This is a genomic window from Saccharothrix carnea (assembly GCF_003014735.1).
GTDB lineage: Bacteria > Actinomycetota > Actinomycetes > Mycobacteriales > Pseudonocardiaceae > Actinosynnema > Actinosynnema carneum.
Genome location: NZ_PYAX01000029.1, coordinates 37,073 through 51,794 on the forward strand (window position 1 = coordinate 37,073; position 14,722 = coordinate 51,794).

8 protein-coding genes and 1 pseudogene are annotated in these 14,722 nt (G+C 73.3%); 1 reads left to right on the forward strand and 8 read right to left on the reverse strand.

The annotated features are described in order from the left end of the window. Window positions 1–297: 297 nt before the first annotated feature. From B0I31_RS39180 to B0I31_RS39210, 8 genes are all read right to left on the reverse strand, one after another. Window positions 298–726 (reverse strand): acyl-CoA thioesterase, encoded by a 429-nt coding sequence (locus B0I31_RS39180; RefSeq protein WP_106620451.1) that lies wholly within the window; start codon window positions 724–726, stop codon window positions 298–300. After that, window positions 719–6,070, reverse strand: a complete 5,352-nt coding sequence (locus B0I31_RS39185) for a type I polyketide synthase (protein ID WP_181320769.1) — start codon at window positions 6,068–6,070, stop codon at window positions 719–721. The genes B0I31_RS39180 and B0I31_RS39185 overlap by 8 nt, the downstream gene beginning before the upstream one ends. Beyond that, window positions 6,067–7,014, reverse strand: coding sequence for an enediyne biosynthesis protein UnbU (locus B0I31_RS41085; protein ID WP_181320770.1), 948 nt, complete (start codon window positions 7,012–7,014; stop codon window positions 6,067–6,069). Before B0I31_RS41085 ends, B0I31_RS39185 begins: the two co-directional genes overlap by 4 nt. After that, entirely contained in the window at window positions 7,011–8,903 is a 1,893-nt protein-coding gene (locus B0I31_RS39190) for a CRTAC1 family protein (protein WP_106620441.1), read from the reverse strand. Before B0I31_RS39190 ends, B0I31_RS41085 begins: the two co-directional genes overlap by 4 nt. Before the next feature lie 19 nt (window positions 8,904–8,922). Further along, the gene (locus tag B0I31_RS39195) at window positions 8,923–9,846 is read right to left on the reverse strand and encodes a DUF1702 family protein (RefSeq protein WP_146174124.1); all 924 of its coding nucleotides are present in this window, start codon (window positions 9,844–9,846) and stop codon (window positions 8,923–8,925) included. A gap of 240 nt (window positions 9,847–10,086) precedes the next feature. After that, window positions 10,087–11,844 carry an ABC transporter substrate-binding protein gene (locus B0I31_RS39200; protein WP_219911010.1) on the reverse strand — a complete coding sequence of 586 codons (1,758 nt, stop codon included), beginning with the start codon at window positions 11,842–11,844 and terminating at the stop codon, window positions 10,087–10,089. Between the two features lie 39 nt (window positions 11,845–11,883). Further along, entirely contained in the window at window positions 11,884–12,369 is a 486-nt protein-coding gene (locus B0I31_RS39205) for an SRPBCC family protein (protein ID WP_106620443.1), read from the reverse strand. A 104-nt stretch (window positions 12,370–12,473) separates the two neighbouring features. Then, entirely contained in the window at window positions 12,474–13,868 is a 1,395-nt protein-coding gene (locus B0I31_RS39210; RefSeq protein WP_106620444.1) for a cytochrome P450, read from the reverse strand. 535 nt (window positions 13,869–14,403) lie between these two features. Here B0I31_RS39210 and B0I31_RS39215 point away from each other — a divergent pair. Then, a pseudogene (locus tag B0I31_RS39215) lies at window positions 14,404–14,722 on the forward strand (TerC family protein); the annotation flags it as partial.

Consider the following 14,722-nt stretch of genomic DNA (forward strand, 5'->3'; position numbering starts at 1 on the left):
CGATGGTCACCTCCGGCTTCACAACACAGGCGTGTGTCGGGTAATCCGTTGGCATTACAGGGCAACGCACCGTCAACCTCCTGCCGTTCGGTGGTGTTGGAAGTCGACCCGATCGTGGCAGCACACCGCACCGCCGTCGCGCTACGGTCGTTGATAGTTGATTTTCCGATAGCCATCCCGGAGGCCGACATGGTGCCGCGCCACGACGAGGTGTCGTACCTGGCGGCGCTGGCCGCTGCCGGGCGCTCCCTCCCCGAGGCCGGGCAGGAGCAGCGGGCGGTGCGGGACGACACGCCTTCACGTGGTCCCGCGCGTGAGGTCGTACGGCGCCAGCGCGGTGACCAGCTCGTCGGGGACGGTGACGGGCTCGACACCTGAGCCGACCCGGCGCAGCGAGGCGACGGTCTGCTCGCCGCGGGCCACGAGCCGGTCGTCGCGGCGGAAGTCGAAGGCCATCCGCAGCCCGCTGTCCCACCGCTCGCGCAGGGTCATCGCGATGTCGATCTCGTCGAAGGCGAAGCACTCCCCGAAGTACTCCATCGAGCAGGACGTGGTGGCGAGCACGAGAGCACCGCAGCTCAACTCCTTGAGCACCCCCGGTGCGTGCCGCGCCAGGAACATCTCGCGGCAGTGCCCCTGCCAGTGCAGGAACTGCGCGAAGTAGACGTTGCCGACGAGGTTGGTCTCGTCGAAGGTCACCACGTGCCGCCAGTGGTACTCACGCACCGCGTTCACACCTCCGGGGCAGGGCGACGGCGACGGTCCGCGCACCGGTGAAGGTGACGACCCGAGCAGCGTCGGTCCCACCGACCAAGACCCCGTCGTCGGTGGTCCGGTCGACCACCACCTCGGCGTCACCGGGCAGCCCCAGGTCCAGCAACGCCCGCGCGGCAGCGGTCCGGCTGTCACCGGCCCAGCCGACGCCCGCGGGCGCGTCACCGCGGGCGACCACGCCGTCCTCGGTGCTCTCCAGTTCCAGGCGGTCGGCGATGCCCAGCTCGGACAGCCGCCGGCTCAGCAGCGGACCGACCAGCCGCGCGGGCACGGGTCCGGCCCAGGGCCGGTCGCCGAACGCGCGCAGCCGCAGGCCGTCCCACCGGGCAACCGGCGCACCGTCCTGATCGGACAGACGCAGGTCGTAGACGTAGTCGTCGCCGTCGTGCGACCGCTCCTCGGCGGTGACCAGCACCATGCCGGTGGGGTGCCGCCACACCACCAGCCGCTCGGCCGCGACGGGCAGCGCCCTGCGGTGCGGCAGGCACGCCAGCAGCACGTGGATCCCGGCGTCGTGCACGCCCGGGTCGCCCAACAGCAACCGCGGCGCGTGGTGCTCGGAGAACCAGTGCTCCGGTCCGGACCGGACCCACGCCCGGACCCGGAAGGCCGACAGGTGCTCGTAGTCGACCAGGCGGCACATGCGTCCGGTGTGGAACAGCAGCGGCCCGTAGAACCCGTGCGGCCCGTCACGCCGTGGCGGTGTGGTCGTCGCGGCGGTGCCGTGCGGCGCGGGCGGGGCGCACCGGACCACGGCGCGGAGGCGATCGGTGGCGAAGCCGTCCGAACCGTCGCGCAGCACCACGTCCACCGGGGACCCGGCCTCGTCACGGGCGAGCGCCGCCACGCGCAGCGCCCGCGGTTCGTGCGGGTTCACCATCACCGGCGAGGACAGCTCCACGTCGGTGAACTCCCAGCTCTCCCGATCGCCCACCACCGCCGCCGCGGCCTGGGCCATCGCTTCCAGCCCGACGACGGCGGGCAGCACCGGGACACCGTCCACGCGGTGGTCGTCCAGGTAGGGGTCGCTGCCGGTGGAGACCACCGGCCCGAGGACCGCCTCCACCCCCGCGACGCGGACGAGAGGGGCGGCGGAGAAGCGCAGCGGTGCGAACGGCGGCCCCGCCACCGACAGCGTCGGACCGTCCGGGAACCTCCCGGCGACCAGCTGGGTCACCGGCGCGCCTTCGTCGGCGAGCGCGGCGAGCATCGCCGCCACCCCCTCGGCCGGGTCGATCGGCGTGATCCCCCGGTCGCGCAACGAGTCCAGCACCCCCATCCGCGCACCCATGCCCACGTCGGACCAGACCGACCACTCCAACACCCTGGTGCGGCACGCCGGGTTCGCGGCGGACCACCGCTCCAGATCCGCGCGCAGCCAGTCGTTGGCGACGCAGTACTCGGCCTGGCCCGGCAGGCCGCGCCGTCCGATGATCGACCCGAACCCGACCAGCAGCGCGGGTGGCTCCGCCACGGCGGCCAGCAGGTTGCGCAGCCCGGTCACCTTCGGGGCGAGGGTCGCGGCGAGCGTCGCCCCGGTGACCGCGCCCAGCGGTCGCGGCTCGTTGACGGCGGCGCCGTGCAGCACGGCGCGCACCGGCCCGTGCGCCTCGGCCGCCGCGACCGCGGTCCGCAGCCGGTCCGGATCGGTGATGTCGCACTCGACGTAGTGGGCGGTGATCCGCCGGTCGAGCGCGACCAGTCCGGCCGCCACCCGCGGCGCCTCCCGGGGTGACCGCCCCACGAACACGAGCGTGCAGCCCGTGGTCAGGGCCAGCGCTTCCGCGCAGCGCGCCGTGATGCCGTCCACACCGCCGGAGGCCAGGCAGACGTCGCCGGGGCCTACGGGCAGCGGCCCGCCCGGTGCCGCCGGACGCACCGTCGTGACCTCGCGCCGCACGCCGCCCGCCGCGTCCACCCGCAGCGGTCCGCCGATCCAGGCCAGGCGGAGGTCGACGTCACGGGCGCCCACGGGCAGCTCGATCGAGGTCGCGGTGCACGAGGCGAGTTCGACCGCGGCGCTGTTCGCCACGGCGGGGGCGGCCGGGTGGCCGTGGTGCAGCACGACGAGCAGGTCCGGCCGGTGCGCGCCGATGGTCCGCACCGCGTCCGCCACCGCCGAGACCTCCGCGTCGTCGCCGAGCCACACGACCAGGCCGTCGCGGTCCGCGCCCTCGGTCCCGGACCTCCGCGCCGCGTCGTGCAGCCATCGGGGCGCCGCGGCGGGCACGGTCCACCGCACCTCGCCGGCGGGCGCCATCGGGGTCCACGGCTCCCACCGGTGCTCGAACGAACGCACCCACGGGCGGACGCCGTCCACCGCGTCGGTGGTCTCGTCGACGGGTGGCCTGCTCGCGACCAGCAGGGCCAGCTCGCCCACGGTCATCGTCTCCAGCGATGGCGGCAGCACCGGCACCCGCCTGCCCATCAGGTCCGCGGCCTCGGCGACGAGCTGGACGACCTGCAACGAGTTCAGGTGCAGGTCGGCGAGCAGCCTGCGGTCGGGCCGGATGCCGTCGAGCGGCAGCTCCAGCGTGCGGCTGAGGTGGGCGCGCAGCACCCGCACCGGGTCCGTGTCCACGGTCGGCGCGTGCTCCGGTGGCCGCACGACGGGTGCCGGTTCGGTCTCGGTGGGGTTCGCCAGCAGCGTGATCGGGGTGTCCAGGTCGAGGTGGCGGTGTGCCCGGTCGCCGAACCACCGGCCCAGGTCGCACGCGGACACCGCGGTCAGCGCGGCGAGCGCGATCGCGTGCTCGCGCCCGGAGCCGCCCGGGTCGAGCGAGACCGCCGGGAGCCCGGTCACCAGCGAGGTCAGCGTGGTGCCCGGCCCGGTCTCGACCAGCAGGTCGCACTCCGCGGTCAGGGCGGCGAGGGCGTCGGCGAACCGGACCTGCGCCGTGAGCTGGTCGACCAGCAGCGAGCGCAGGTCGGTGCCCGGGTCGAGCCGGTCGCCGGTGACGGTGGAGAACACCGTCCGGAGCGGCGGTCCCAGCCGCACCCGGCGCAGCTCCTCGGCGAACGGCGCCGCGGCCGGGCGCATCGCCTCGGTGTGGAACGCGTGCGACACCGCGAGCACCTTGGCCCGTGCCTTGGCCCGCACCGCGCGTTCGGCCACCTGCCGCACGTCGGCCGCCTGGCCCGCGATCGTGACGTGGTCGGGTGCGTTGAGCCCGGCGACGACGAACGGCGTGCTGCCGGCCAGTTCCTCGATCGCGGCCAGCGGCAGGCCGATGCTCGCCATGGCGGTGCCCGCACGGCCGTGCTCATCCATCACCCGGCCACGGGTGGCGGCCAGCCGCAGGCCCTCCTCGGCGGACAGGGCGCCCGCCCACACGAGCGCGGTGATCTCGCCGAGGCTGTGCCCGACCGCGGCCACCGCGTCGCACCCCAGCTCGGCGAGCAGGGCCAGGGCCGCGAGGGACTGCCGGACGATCGCGGGCTGCGCGACGGCGGTGGCCGTCGCGCCGTCGCGCAGCCGCACGCCATCGGGGATCCCGGGCACGGCCAGGTCGCGCGCCCAGTCGTCGAGGTGGGCGCGCACCGGCGCCGCTTGGCCGGGGAACAGCAGCCCGACCCGGTGTGCGACCCCGCGGGCGAGCACGAACCCCTCCTCGCGGTCGACCAGCAGGGTCGAGTCCCACTCCCGCACGCGCCGCGACGCGCGCTCCGCGACCCGCGCCAGCCGCTCGGGGGAATCGCTCACGAGCAGGCAGCGCAACGGGTGGTCGTGAGCCGCCGCGCGGTACCGGGTGGCGGCGAGGTCGTGCAGTTCCGCCGCGCTCAGGCAGCCCGCCTTGGCCGCCAGGACGTCGAGCCGCGCGGCCAGCTCGTCGCGGTCCGGAGCGGTCAGCAGCACGATCTCGTGCGCCGGCAACGGCCTGCTCCACCGCAGCACCGGTTCCGGGACGACGCCGGAGCCACCACCCCCGGAGAGCACGACGTGCGCGTTGATGCCGCCGAACCCCATCGCGGACACGCCCGCGACGGGCGCCCGGTCCGGCCACGGCTCGGGCCCGGCGAGCACGCGCACGGTGCTGTTCGGGCCTGTCACCAGCGGATGCGGGTCCTCGCACCCGGTGGTGGGCGGCAGCACCCGGTGGTGCAGGGCGAGTGCCGCCTTGATCAACCCGGCGACACCGGCCGCGGCTTTGGTGTGCCCCACGTTGGCCTTGACCGAGCCGAGCGCGGCACGCGTGGCCGCACCGGCGCGGAAGCGGTTGAGCGCCGACAGCTCGACCCGGTCGCCGACCGCGGTGCCGGTGCCGTGCCCTTCCACGAGGTCGACCGACGCGGGGTCGACACCGGCCATCGCGTACGCCCGCTCCATCGCGCGCACCAGGCCCGAGGTCTCCGGGCGCGTCAAGCCGCCCGACCCGTCACTGGACGTGCCCCACCCGGACACCTCGGCGTACACCCGCAGCCCTGCCCGGCGTGCGTCGTCGGCACGCATCAGCGCGACCACGCCGCAGCCCTCGCCCGGCAGGAAACCCGTGGGCTCGGCGTCGTACACCCTCATCCGGCGGCCCTCGGCCAACGCGCCCAGCCGCGCGAACCCGACCAGCTCGAACGGGTCCAGGCTGAGGTCGACCCCGCCGGCGAGGGCGAAGTCCAGCTCGCGGGACGCCAGGGCGCGACAGGCCGTGATCACCGCCAGCAGGCTCGACGAGCACGCGCCGTCGACGGTGTAGCCGGTGCCGTGCAGGTCGAAGTGGTTGCAGACGCGGCCGGCGATCGTGTTCGACAGCGCTCCCGCCAGCGTCTCGTCGCCCGGCTCCGGGAACGGGTCGCGGACGAGGTCGCGGAGCAGTGCCAAGGCGTGCTCGGCCTGCTCGTCGGCCACGCCCGCGCCCGACAGCGCGGAGGCCGCCGCGCGCCGGACGAACGGCCAGCGCAACCGCAGCTGGGCGGCGCGGGAGAACTCACCGGTGAGCGAGTTGCCCAGGACGACACCGGCACGGTCGCGGTCGAGCCCGGCGGCGTCGGGGAACCCGGCGTCCGACAGCGCCTCCGCGCACGTCTGCAACGCCAGCCAGTGCGTCTGGTCGACGGTGCGGAACAGCAGGCCGGGCACCTCGAACCGGTGCCGGTCGAACTCCCAGCCGCGCAGCAGCCCCGCGTGGGTCACGTAAGTCTGGTCGGCCTCCGTCCCCCGGTACCCGGCACCGAGCCGCCGGTCGGGCAGCAGGCGGAACGCGCGGCGTCGGCCGACCACCGTTTCCCACAGTCCGGCAGGGTCGTCGGCGTCCGGGTAGCGGCACGCGAGGCCGACCACCGCGACCGACTCCCCGCTGCTCACGGGGTGGCCCCGACCGCGCCCCGCAGGCCGGTGCCGAGGAGCCGCACCAGGCAGCGCAGCACGCAGGTGATCACCAAGGCGAAGAACAGCCCGAAGGAGATGCCCGACACCACCAGGACGCCGTAGACCGCGGCCACCGTGACGCCGAAGACGACCTGCTGTCGCGTGGCGTTCGGGGTCGTGGCGGGATCGGTGATCATGTAGTTGGTGAACAGGATGAACGCCAGCCCCGTCATGGGCGCCAGCGCGGCGAGCAGGTCGTGGTCGAGCAGCAACCAGCGCAGCAGCGCCTGCGCCACGAAGCCGCCGAGCCAACCGGCGATCAGCGGCATCCGGCCGGTCAGCTTGAGGTTGATCACGGTGCCCGCCGCGAGCACGGCCAGCGGCAGCAGCCAGTCGATCGCGCCGGCCGTGTTGCTGGTGAAGTGGTAGGGCGGTGCGATGCCCACCCAAGGGAACAGCACCAGGACCACCGCGATGCCCGTGTTGGACGGGTTCAGGACGTGCCGCAGCCTGCCGTTGACGCGCAGCCGCACCACGTACTTCGACCCGTTGCCCACCAGGATCGCGAAGATGTAGGGCCACACGGAGGCGTTGCCCCACAGCAGCATCGCGGTCGCCAGGCCGGTGATGTGGGCCGGCAGCAGGAAGACCACGAACGCCCGCCTGCCCTTGGCGAACTCGGCCCGCCTGCCGAACGCCCAGGCGTCGAGCGCTTCGAAGCACAACGCGGACGCGTAGCCGGCGAGGACGGCCACGATCGGGGTGATGGGCGCCTGCTCGAACCCGAGGAACACGTGCCCGATGACGTTGAACACCGTGATCGAGACCGCGAACCGGGTCAGCGCCTTGACCCGGCGCTGGTCGGGGGTCAGTCCGGGTTCACCCGGTGCGACGAGTGCCGGCTCGTCCAGGCCGGCGCCGTCCAGGCGTGTCGCCGTCATCGCGCCACCGCCGTCGCGCCGGGCCCGAGCTCGACCGTGCGGTGCCCCGGCGTGACCAGGACGTCCGCGCGGTGCGTCCCGGAGGCGTCCCGCCAGGTGACGGTGGCGCGCACCGCACCGCTGCCGGGCAGCGCGAAGTGCAGTTCGGCGGCGGACACCCCGCTGTGCCCGTTCGCCGGGTACAGCTGGGCCTTCTGCGGCCGGTCGGGGTGGTGCAGCTCCACCTGCGCGCCGATGGCGTCGACGAACCTGCCTTCGACCGCGCCGGGGCGCACCAGGCGCAGGTCCGCGGCCGGGCCGCCCTTACCGCCGAGCAGCAGCACGGAGTCCTCCCACTGGTTGGCCACCAGCACGTCGAGCAGGCCGTCACCGTCGACGTCGCCGACCGCCAGCCCACGGGTGTTGTCCGGGAAGGCGGCGCCCACCCGGTCCGCCAGGTCGAAGTACCGGCCGTCGCCGTCGCGGACCCAGAACCGGTTCGGCTCGTGGCCGGACAGGTCGTCGCCGGGACCGAAGCGCGGCCACGCCGCGGGGTGGCGCAGCAGCTCGTCGTTGGCGATCGCCAGCTCCTGCAGCACGGGCCAGCGGTTGACCTCGCCCTTGAGGAACCCGTTCGCCTGGACCAGCTCGTCGACGCCGTCGTTGTCGAAGTCGCCCGCCTTGACGTCCCAGCACCAGCCGGCGCGGGCCAGGCCCAGGGCCTCGCTGCGCTCGGTGAAGGGCACCTTCCCCGCCATCAGGTCGTCCGGGCTGCCCACCGGGACGAACGCGAAGTTGCTCTCGTGCAGGCCGTAGGGGACGGTGATGTTGCTGACGACCATCATCGGCAGGCCCGCGCCGCCCGGGTAGGTGAACGCCACGCCCATGCCCTTGAACGAGTCGCGTCCCAGCACCTCGGACTTCGGCGTCACCAGGTCGCGGGCACCGGTGACCTCCCGCAGGCGCACCGCGCCGGGCACCGAGTGGTTGACCATCAGCTGGTCCGGCCCGAAGTCGTTGGCCTGGTAGACCTCCGGGAGCCCGTCACCGGTCAGGTCCTGCAGGCCGGTGGCCAGCGTCCACGACTGGGCCGCGTCACCGGTCAGGGCCACGCTCGCGTCCACGATGGCGGGCCTGCGGTCGGCGGCTCCGGTGGGCCGCGTCAGCAGGATGCGGTTGGTGCCGCCGTTGCGGCCCAGGGACATCGAGTCCTGCATCTGGATGCGGGTCTCGTCGGACGCGGTCGGGTCGAGGATGCGGGCGCCGTCCGGGAAGTAGTTGCCCACCAGGAGGTCGAGGTGCCCGTCGCCGTCGATGTCGCCGACGTTGAGCGTGCCGGAGTTCCACACCGCCATCGGCTCGATCAGCTCGTCGGCCCGGAACCGGGTGGGCGCGCCGACACCGCCGGTGTTGACGAAGAGGACCGGCGAGCGACCCCAGTAGTGCACGACGAAGTCCACGTCGCCGTCCTCGTCCAGATCGGCCGGGACACAGCCCATCGGGGCCATCGTGGAGTCGTAGCGCAGGCCGTCCGGGCGCAGCTCGAACGGCGCGTAGGTGGCGCCGCCGCCGACCGGCACCGGGCGCAACGTCACCGAATCGTCGCGCGGGTCGACCAGGCAGACGTCGGCCGCGCGGCCGGTGCCGCGCACGTCCGCCAGCGCGACGGCGGCGCCGACCGAGGAGATCCAGGCGCGGATGTCGTGCAGTTCCGGCGCGACGGCGCGTTCGGTCCGCGCGCCGACCGGCGTCTCGTTGAGGTTCAGCGCGGTGAACGCGAACCGGGCGGCGACGGAGGTCTCGTCGCCGAGGCTGGGCCGCACCACCATCAGGCCGGCGGCGGCGCAGACGGCCACCACGGCGATCACGGACAAGGTCTTGCGCGCGGCAGCGGTCACCGTCGCACCCATCGGTCCTCCTGACGAACGGTCAGCTCAGGTCTCGGGCAATCCGGTCGCGCAGCCGCGCCTTCCACTCCAGGTACGCCCGCACGTCGGGGGAATCGAGCAGGTCGGCGCAGGCCTCGTCGGCCCAGCGGGCGGCCTCTTCGGCGGTCACGCCGAGCACCTGCGCGCACGTGTCGCGCGTGTGCCGCGGCACGATCCCCGAGCGGACCCGGGCGCCCGCCGCGAAGACGACGCCCTGCGCGAAGTGCGCCCGGTGCCGTCCGACCAGGTCGAGCAGTTCGGTGCGCGCCGCTTCGTCCACCGCGCCCGCGTAGGCGGCGGCGAGCCCGACGCCGCTCCACAGCTGCGGTCGCGCGACCGGGGGCGTGCGACCGATCACCTCGGCAACCCCTGAAGGGCAGGCGGACTGGGCGAACCACAGCGCGCGCCCGCACCCGGCCAGGCGGGCCTGCCACACCGCTCCGGGGGTGCGCGCGGCCCGGCGCAGCAGCGCCGGCGTGCCGCCGAAGTACACCTCGCCGAAGCCCGAGCCGTCGACGGCGAGCCAGCGCAGCAGCGACGTACCGGGCAGGCGCGGCACCACCGGCACGCGTGCCGCGGTGAACAGCCACCCGGCGCCGACGTGCACCAGGTGGGCGTACGCGTCACCGGGCCCGGCGAGCAGTCGGTCGAGTGCGCGCGCCCGGCCGGCGGTGGCCAGGTCGAGCAGCCCGGCGAACATGGCGGCGCCTTCGTAGGCGAACCCGCGCTCCTCACCGTCCACCCGGCTCAGCGGCTCGTGCGGTTCCCGCCACGACCGCACCGCGAGGTTGAACCCGGCGAGGAAGTTCCGGGCGTGCCGTTCGAGGACGGCGCGCTGTGCCGGGAGGTCGGTCCGAAAGCCGCGACGCGAGAAGTCGGCCATCCGGGGCGGCAACCGCAGTCGCGCCGCGACCGCCGTCGTCACCCCGGAGCCGGTAAAAGCAAGCCCGGAAGCCGCATCACTCCTCCAACGCCCCGGAATCACCGTTCCCGGACATGATTGACACCGTGATTCCTGCCTACCAGAGCACCAGGGCACCCCCAAGATCCACTGGTCAACTTCACGCGATGGTGGAGCCGGATCTCCCGTGACCACACCGAAAAACGGAGTGCGACAGCCCCACCAGGTAGTGCCCGCGCCTGCGGAACAGCTCGCCGAACGTGCTCAGCCCGAGGTCGACTCGTCCGCATCCACCAGCCAGAGGTTGGTGAGGTCACCGTTGAGCACCGGGTAGGGCAGCCAGTCGCGCACCCTCGTGGAGTGCCACCAGTACTGGTGGGCGAACAGGACGGGCACGATCGCCCCGTCCCGCAGCACCTCCGCCTCCACCTCCCGGAACAGCTCGCCCGCGCGCTCCTCGTCGGCACAGGTCAAGGCCTCGGTGAGCAGCCGGTTGACCCGCTCGCTGCGGTAGCGGCCGAAGTTCGAGCCCCAGTCACCGTCCTGCGGCACGTCGCGGCTGTCGAACAGCGGCTGGAGGTAGGTGCGGGCGTTGTTGCCGTACCAGTCCGGTTCCCAGCCGGTGAGCGCGAGCTCCCAGTCCTGCGACCGCGCGGACGACGAGGACAGGAACTCCGAGAACAGCTGGTTGATCGACGCCGGGACGAGCCGCACCCGGATGCCTGCCCGGGCCAGTGCCGCGCGCACCGCCTCGGCGGTGGCCGGGTGGATGTCCCGGTCGCGGTAGACCAGCCGCAGGGTGAGGCCGTCCGGATAACCGGCCTCGGCGAGCAGCCGGCGGGCCTGCTCCGGGTCGCCCCGGCCGCCATCGGTCGCGTAGGGGTCGCTCTCGCGGTGGGCCAGGCACAGCGGCGGGAGCACCTGGCCCGCGATGTCGTTGAGCCTGGGGCCGCCCCACACCTGTGACACCGCCGCCTTGTCCACCGCGTACTGCAGGGCGGTGCGGACGGCCTGCTTGCCGGTGGCGCCGTCCTCGGCCGCACTGGCGAAGTTCACCACGATGTACGGGCTGAGCAGCCCGGCGGGGCACACCTCCAGGCGGGGGTCGTCGGTGGCGAGCAGCGCGGGGAGTTCCTCGGTGAGCGGTTGGACGTCCCAGAGCATGTCGGCCGCGCCTCGGGCGACGAGGTCGTGCGACTCCCGCTCGACCAGGCCCTGCCTGATCACGATGCCGTCGACGTGTGCGGCCCGCAGGTGGTCGGTCCCGGGGTCCCAGGCCGGGTTGCGGCGCAGCTCGATCCGCTCGCCGGGCCGGTACTCGGTGAGCCGGTAGGGGCCGTTGGAGATGACGGACTGGTCCAGTTCGGGGCTGCCCGGCGCGAAGCGCAGGTACTCCCGCGGCGCGGGTGAGGCGAACGGCAGGGCCAGCATGTTGAGGAAGTCCGACATCGGGTACCGCGTGGTGAAGCGGACTTCGGTGTCGTCGAGCGCGACGACACCGCTGATCGCGGTGTGCTCCAACCGGTCCGCGACGGCTTCGACCGTGCGGGGCGAGTCGGCGAGCAGGTCGCGGAACTCCGCCATGCCCTCGATGGCGTTGAGGTAGTAGGCCAGCCCGGGGCTGTTGGCCATCGGGTGCGCCAGGCGCTTGATGCCGCGCACCACGTCCCAGGCCGTGACCGGGCGGGAGCCGCTCGGGGTGTGCCACCGGACGCCGTCGCGGAGGGTGAACGCATAGCGGGTCCCGTCACCGGTGAGCCGCCCGTTCGCCGCGGTCGGCACCTCGGTGGCCAGGTCCGCGACGAGCTTCCCCGCCTCGACGCGGTCCCGACTGGCGGCGTACCCCACGAGCTGCCTGGTGTACGCGCGCAGGATGCCCCTGGTCACCGTGTGGTAGGCCAGGGCCGGGTCGAGGTGGTCGACGTCCCCGGCGCCGACCATCGTCAAGATCCCGCCGCGACGGGGCGTGACGCCGACGTCCGCGTCAGAGGCCTCGCGCAGCGCCTGACTCACGGTGGACACCGAACCTCCCACTGGTCAGCCGGGATCCGGGTGGCGCGCTCAGCTCCCGCCGATGCCGTCAGGGTGCCGATCGGCCACGAGGGTCAGCACGATGTCGTGCTCCAGCAACGCCTTCGCGGCGGCCAGCACCTCGCTGAACCCGCCCATCGAGCCCAGAGCCCAGGCGACGACCGCCTCGGGGTCGTCCCCGCCGAACCCGGTCTCGGTGAGGTCGACCTTGGTCGTGTCGTCCGGGTAGGGCGTGAACCGCATCTCCCACGTCGTCGGCAGCGGCCCGTTCTGCCACTCGATGACGAATCGGCGGTCCTGCTCGAACTCCTTCACCCGCACCGTGACCGACAGGTCGTACATCTCCCACGTCCACCGCAGTTCCGCGCCGGGCTCGACCGGACCGCTGCTCTTGGTGAACCAGATCTTGGTGGTGACCTCGGGATCGGTGAACGCGCGGAAGACCTCGGCGGGTGGCCTGCGGATCAGCATCGTCGTGTTGACCACGGGAGACAGTTCGAGGCGGGAGTTGCCCATCGCTCTTCCTTCTGGAGGTGACCCACAACCTGCGCCCCGGGACGTTACCGCACCGGGATACCGCGAACCCGCCGCTGCGGGGCGGTTCACCCCGATCGAGTGCATCAGCCGTGGCCGGGATCTTCCCGGGCCACCGCGAGGCCATCGGCACGAGAGCCGACACCGCGGCTGTGCGCGATCATGGGCAACGCGTTCACCGGCATCGTGACGGCGGGCTTCGGCCGCACGCGGTGGCCGGGCACCGGCACCAGCCGCCAGCGCGCGGCGATCGTGGCCAGGGAGACGGTGAGTTCCGCCCGGGACAGCCCTTCGCCGAGGCACCCGTGCAGCCCGGTCCCGAAGGGCAGGAAGGCGCCGCGCGCCACCGGGTCGACGCGCTCGGGCAGCCACCGGTCCGGGTCGAACCGCTCGGCGTCGGCGTGGATGCGGGGGTTGTGGTTGAGCGCGTAGGCGCTGTAGAGCACGACGGCTCCGGCGGGGACGTGGTACCCGCCCAGTCGACTGTCCACTGTGGCCACTCGGCTCTGGAACAGCCCTTGCGTCCGGTGCCGGAGCGTCTCGGTGATCAACCGCCGGGTGTACTCCAGGCGGTCGATGTCCTGGTAGGTGGCCGTTCGGCCGGCCAGCACCCGGTCGACCTCCTCGTGCAGTCGGCGCTCGACGTCCGGGTGCGCACCGATCTCGTGGAAGGCCCACGACAAGGTGTTGCTGACGGTGTTGCTGCCCGCGATCAGGAAGGTCATGACCTCGTCGTGCAGCTGCCGGTCGCTCATGGCCGGTCGGCCGTCGTCGTCGCGGGCGAGGACCATCTTCGACAGCAGGTCGCCGCGATCGGTCCCGGTCGCCAGGTAGTCGTCGACCACCGCCTCGATCGTCCGCCGGAGGAACGCCTCCGCTTCCCGATAGCGGCGATTGCCCGGCGTCGGCAGCCTGGTGAACACCGCGCCCGCGCCGGTCATCCGCCGGAACAGCCCGCCGAGCACCACCGCGGTCGCGGCCATGAACCGCGCCCGGTCCAGCGTGGCACCGTCCGCGACGATGACCCGGACGATGTTCGCCAGCGCGAGTTCGTCCATCTCCTCGTGCACCGCGACCCGTTGGCCGTCACGCCAGGAGGCGGCCTTGTCCTCCACGTGCCCGCTCATGACGGCGACGTAGTCCGCGATCCGCCCGTGGTGGAACGCGGACAGGATCAACCTGCGCTGCCGCCGGTGGAAGGGACCGTCCGAGATGCCCAACCCGTTGCCGAACATCTGCCGGAACCGCTCGGCGATCGGGCCGCCCCTGGCGAACGCGTCGGGTCGACGCATGACGTCGCGCACCAGGTCCGGGTCGTTGACGACGTACATCGGCTCGCGCCCCAGCCTGATCCGGACGACCGGTTCGCCCGACTGGAGTTCGAGCAGGAAGGAACCGGGGTTGCGCTTCATCCGCAGTGCGTGCCCCAGCAGCGGCAGCGCGCCGGGGTACGTCCCGGGTGGACGGACGACGCCGCTCATCGCCGCCGGCTCCGCCGGACGGGAGGACCACCGGGGCTCACCCGACCGGGCACGTCCTGGTGGTGTCCGACGCCGATTCCGTTGGGAGACATCGGCTGTCCTCCCGTCGAGCGCTGTTGACCTCCGGGCAATGTAGCCGTGGGACGTGGATCCGGCGACCCGTCCGGCGGGGACGGTCGGGATCGGCCACTCGTGGGTGTTCAGGTTGGACCGAGCCGGTCACGGCCGCCGACCCGTGTCACGGTGGGTGACCGGCGGACACCCGGACCGCACCGGTCGCGGAACCGGGAGGGTCGGGTATCCGGACCACGGTCCGCGTGTGCCCGGAGTGGTGGTGCCTTTACCCAATCGAGCTACGAGCCTCGCTTCACCGGGTCTTTACGCGGTGGCGGCGCGGGGCAGATACTGGGCGCCGAGGGGAGTACTTCCCAAGTGCCTGCCCGGTCAGTACGGACACCTCGATCGGTGTCCCCGGGAGGCCACCCCGACCCAGGGGTGAAGGAGACCTCGGACGTCGACTGTTCGGGGAGGTCCGGTGCCCCTGTCAGCGGCAGTGCCGGCGAGTCCGGTGGAGTCCATCGGGTCGGTGGGCCTGTGGTCGGTCAGCCTCGCCGCCCTGGTGGTGCTGCTGGTCGCCGATTTCGCGGTCACCCACCGCCCGCACGAGGTGTCGATGCGCGAGGCCATCGGCTGGTCGGTGTTCTACTTGACCTTGCCGGTGGTGTTCGGGCTCTGGTTGTGGCGGGCGTTCGACGCCGGCCGGGCGCTGGAGTTCATGACCGGGTTCCTGGTCGAGAAGTCCCTCTCGGTGGACAACCTGTTCGTGTTCATGCTGCTGCTCGCCGCCTTCGCCG

What these genes read in the sequence shown, in the direction of transcription:
- B0I31_RS41085 (WP_181320770.1), bottom strand. Translation starts at nt 7,014, where the DNA reads ATGACGGCGACACGCCTGGACGGCGCCGGCCTGGACGAGCCGGCACTC.
- B0I31_RS39210 (WP_106620444.1), bottom strand. Translation starts at nt 13,868, where the DNA reads ATGAGCGGCGTCGTCCGTCCACCCGGGACGTACCCCGGCGCGCTGCCG.
- B0I31_RS39190 (WP_106620441.1), bottom strand. Translation starts at nt 8,903, where the DNA reads ATGGGTGCGACGGTGACCGCTGCCGCGCGCAAGACCTTGTCCGTGATC.
- B0I31_RS39205 (WP_106620443.1), bottom strand. Translation starts at nt 12,369, where the DNA reads ATGGGCAACTCCCGCCTCGAACTGTCTCCCGTGGTCAACACGACGATG.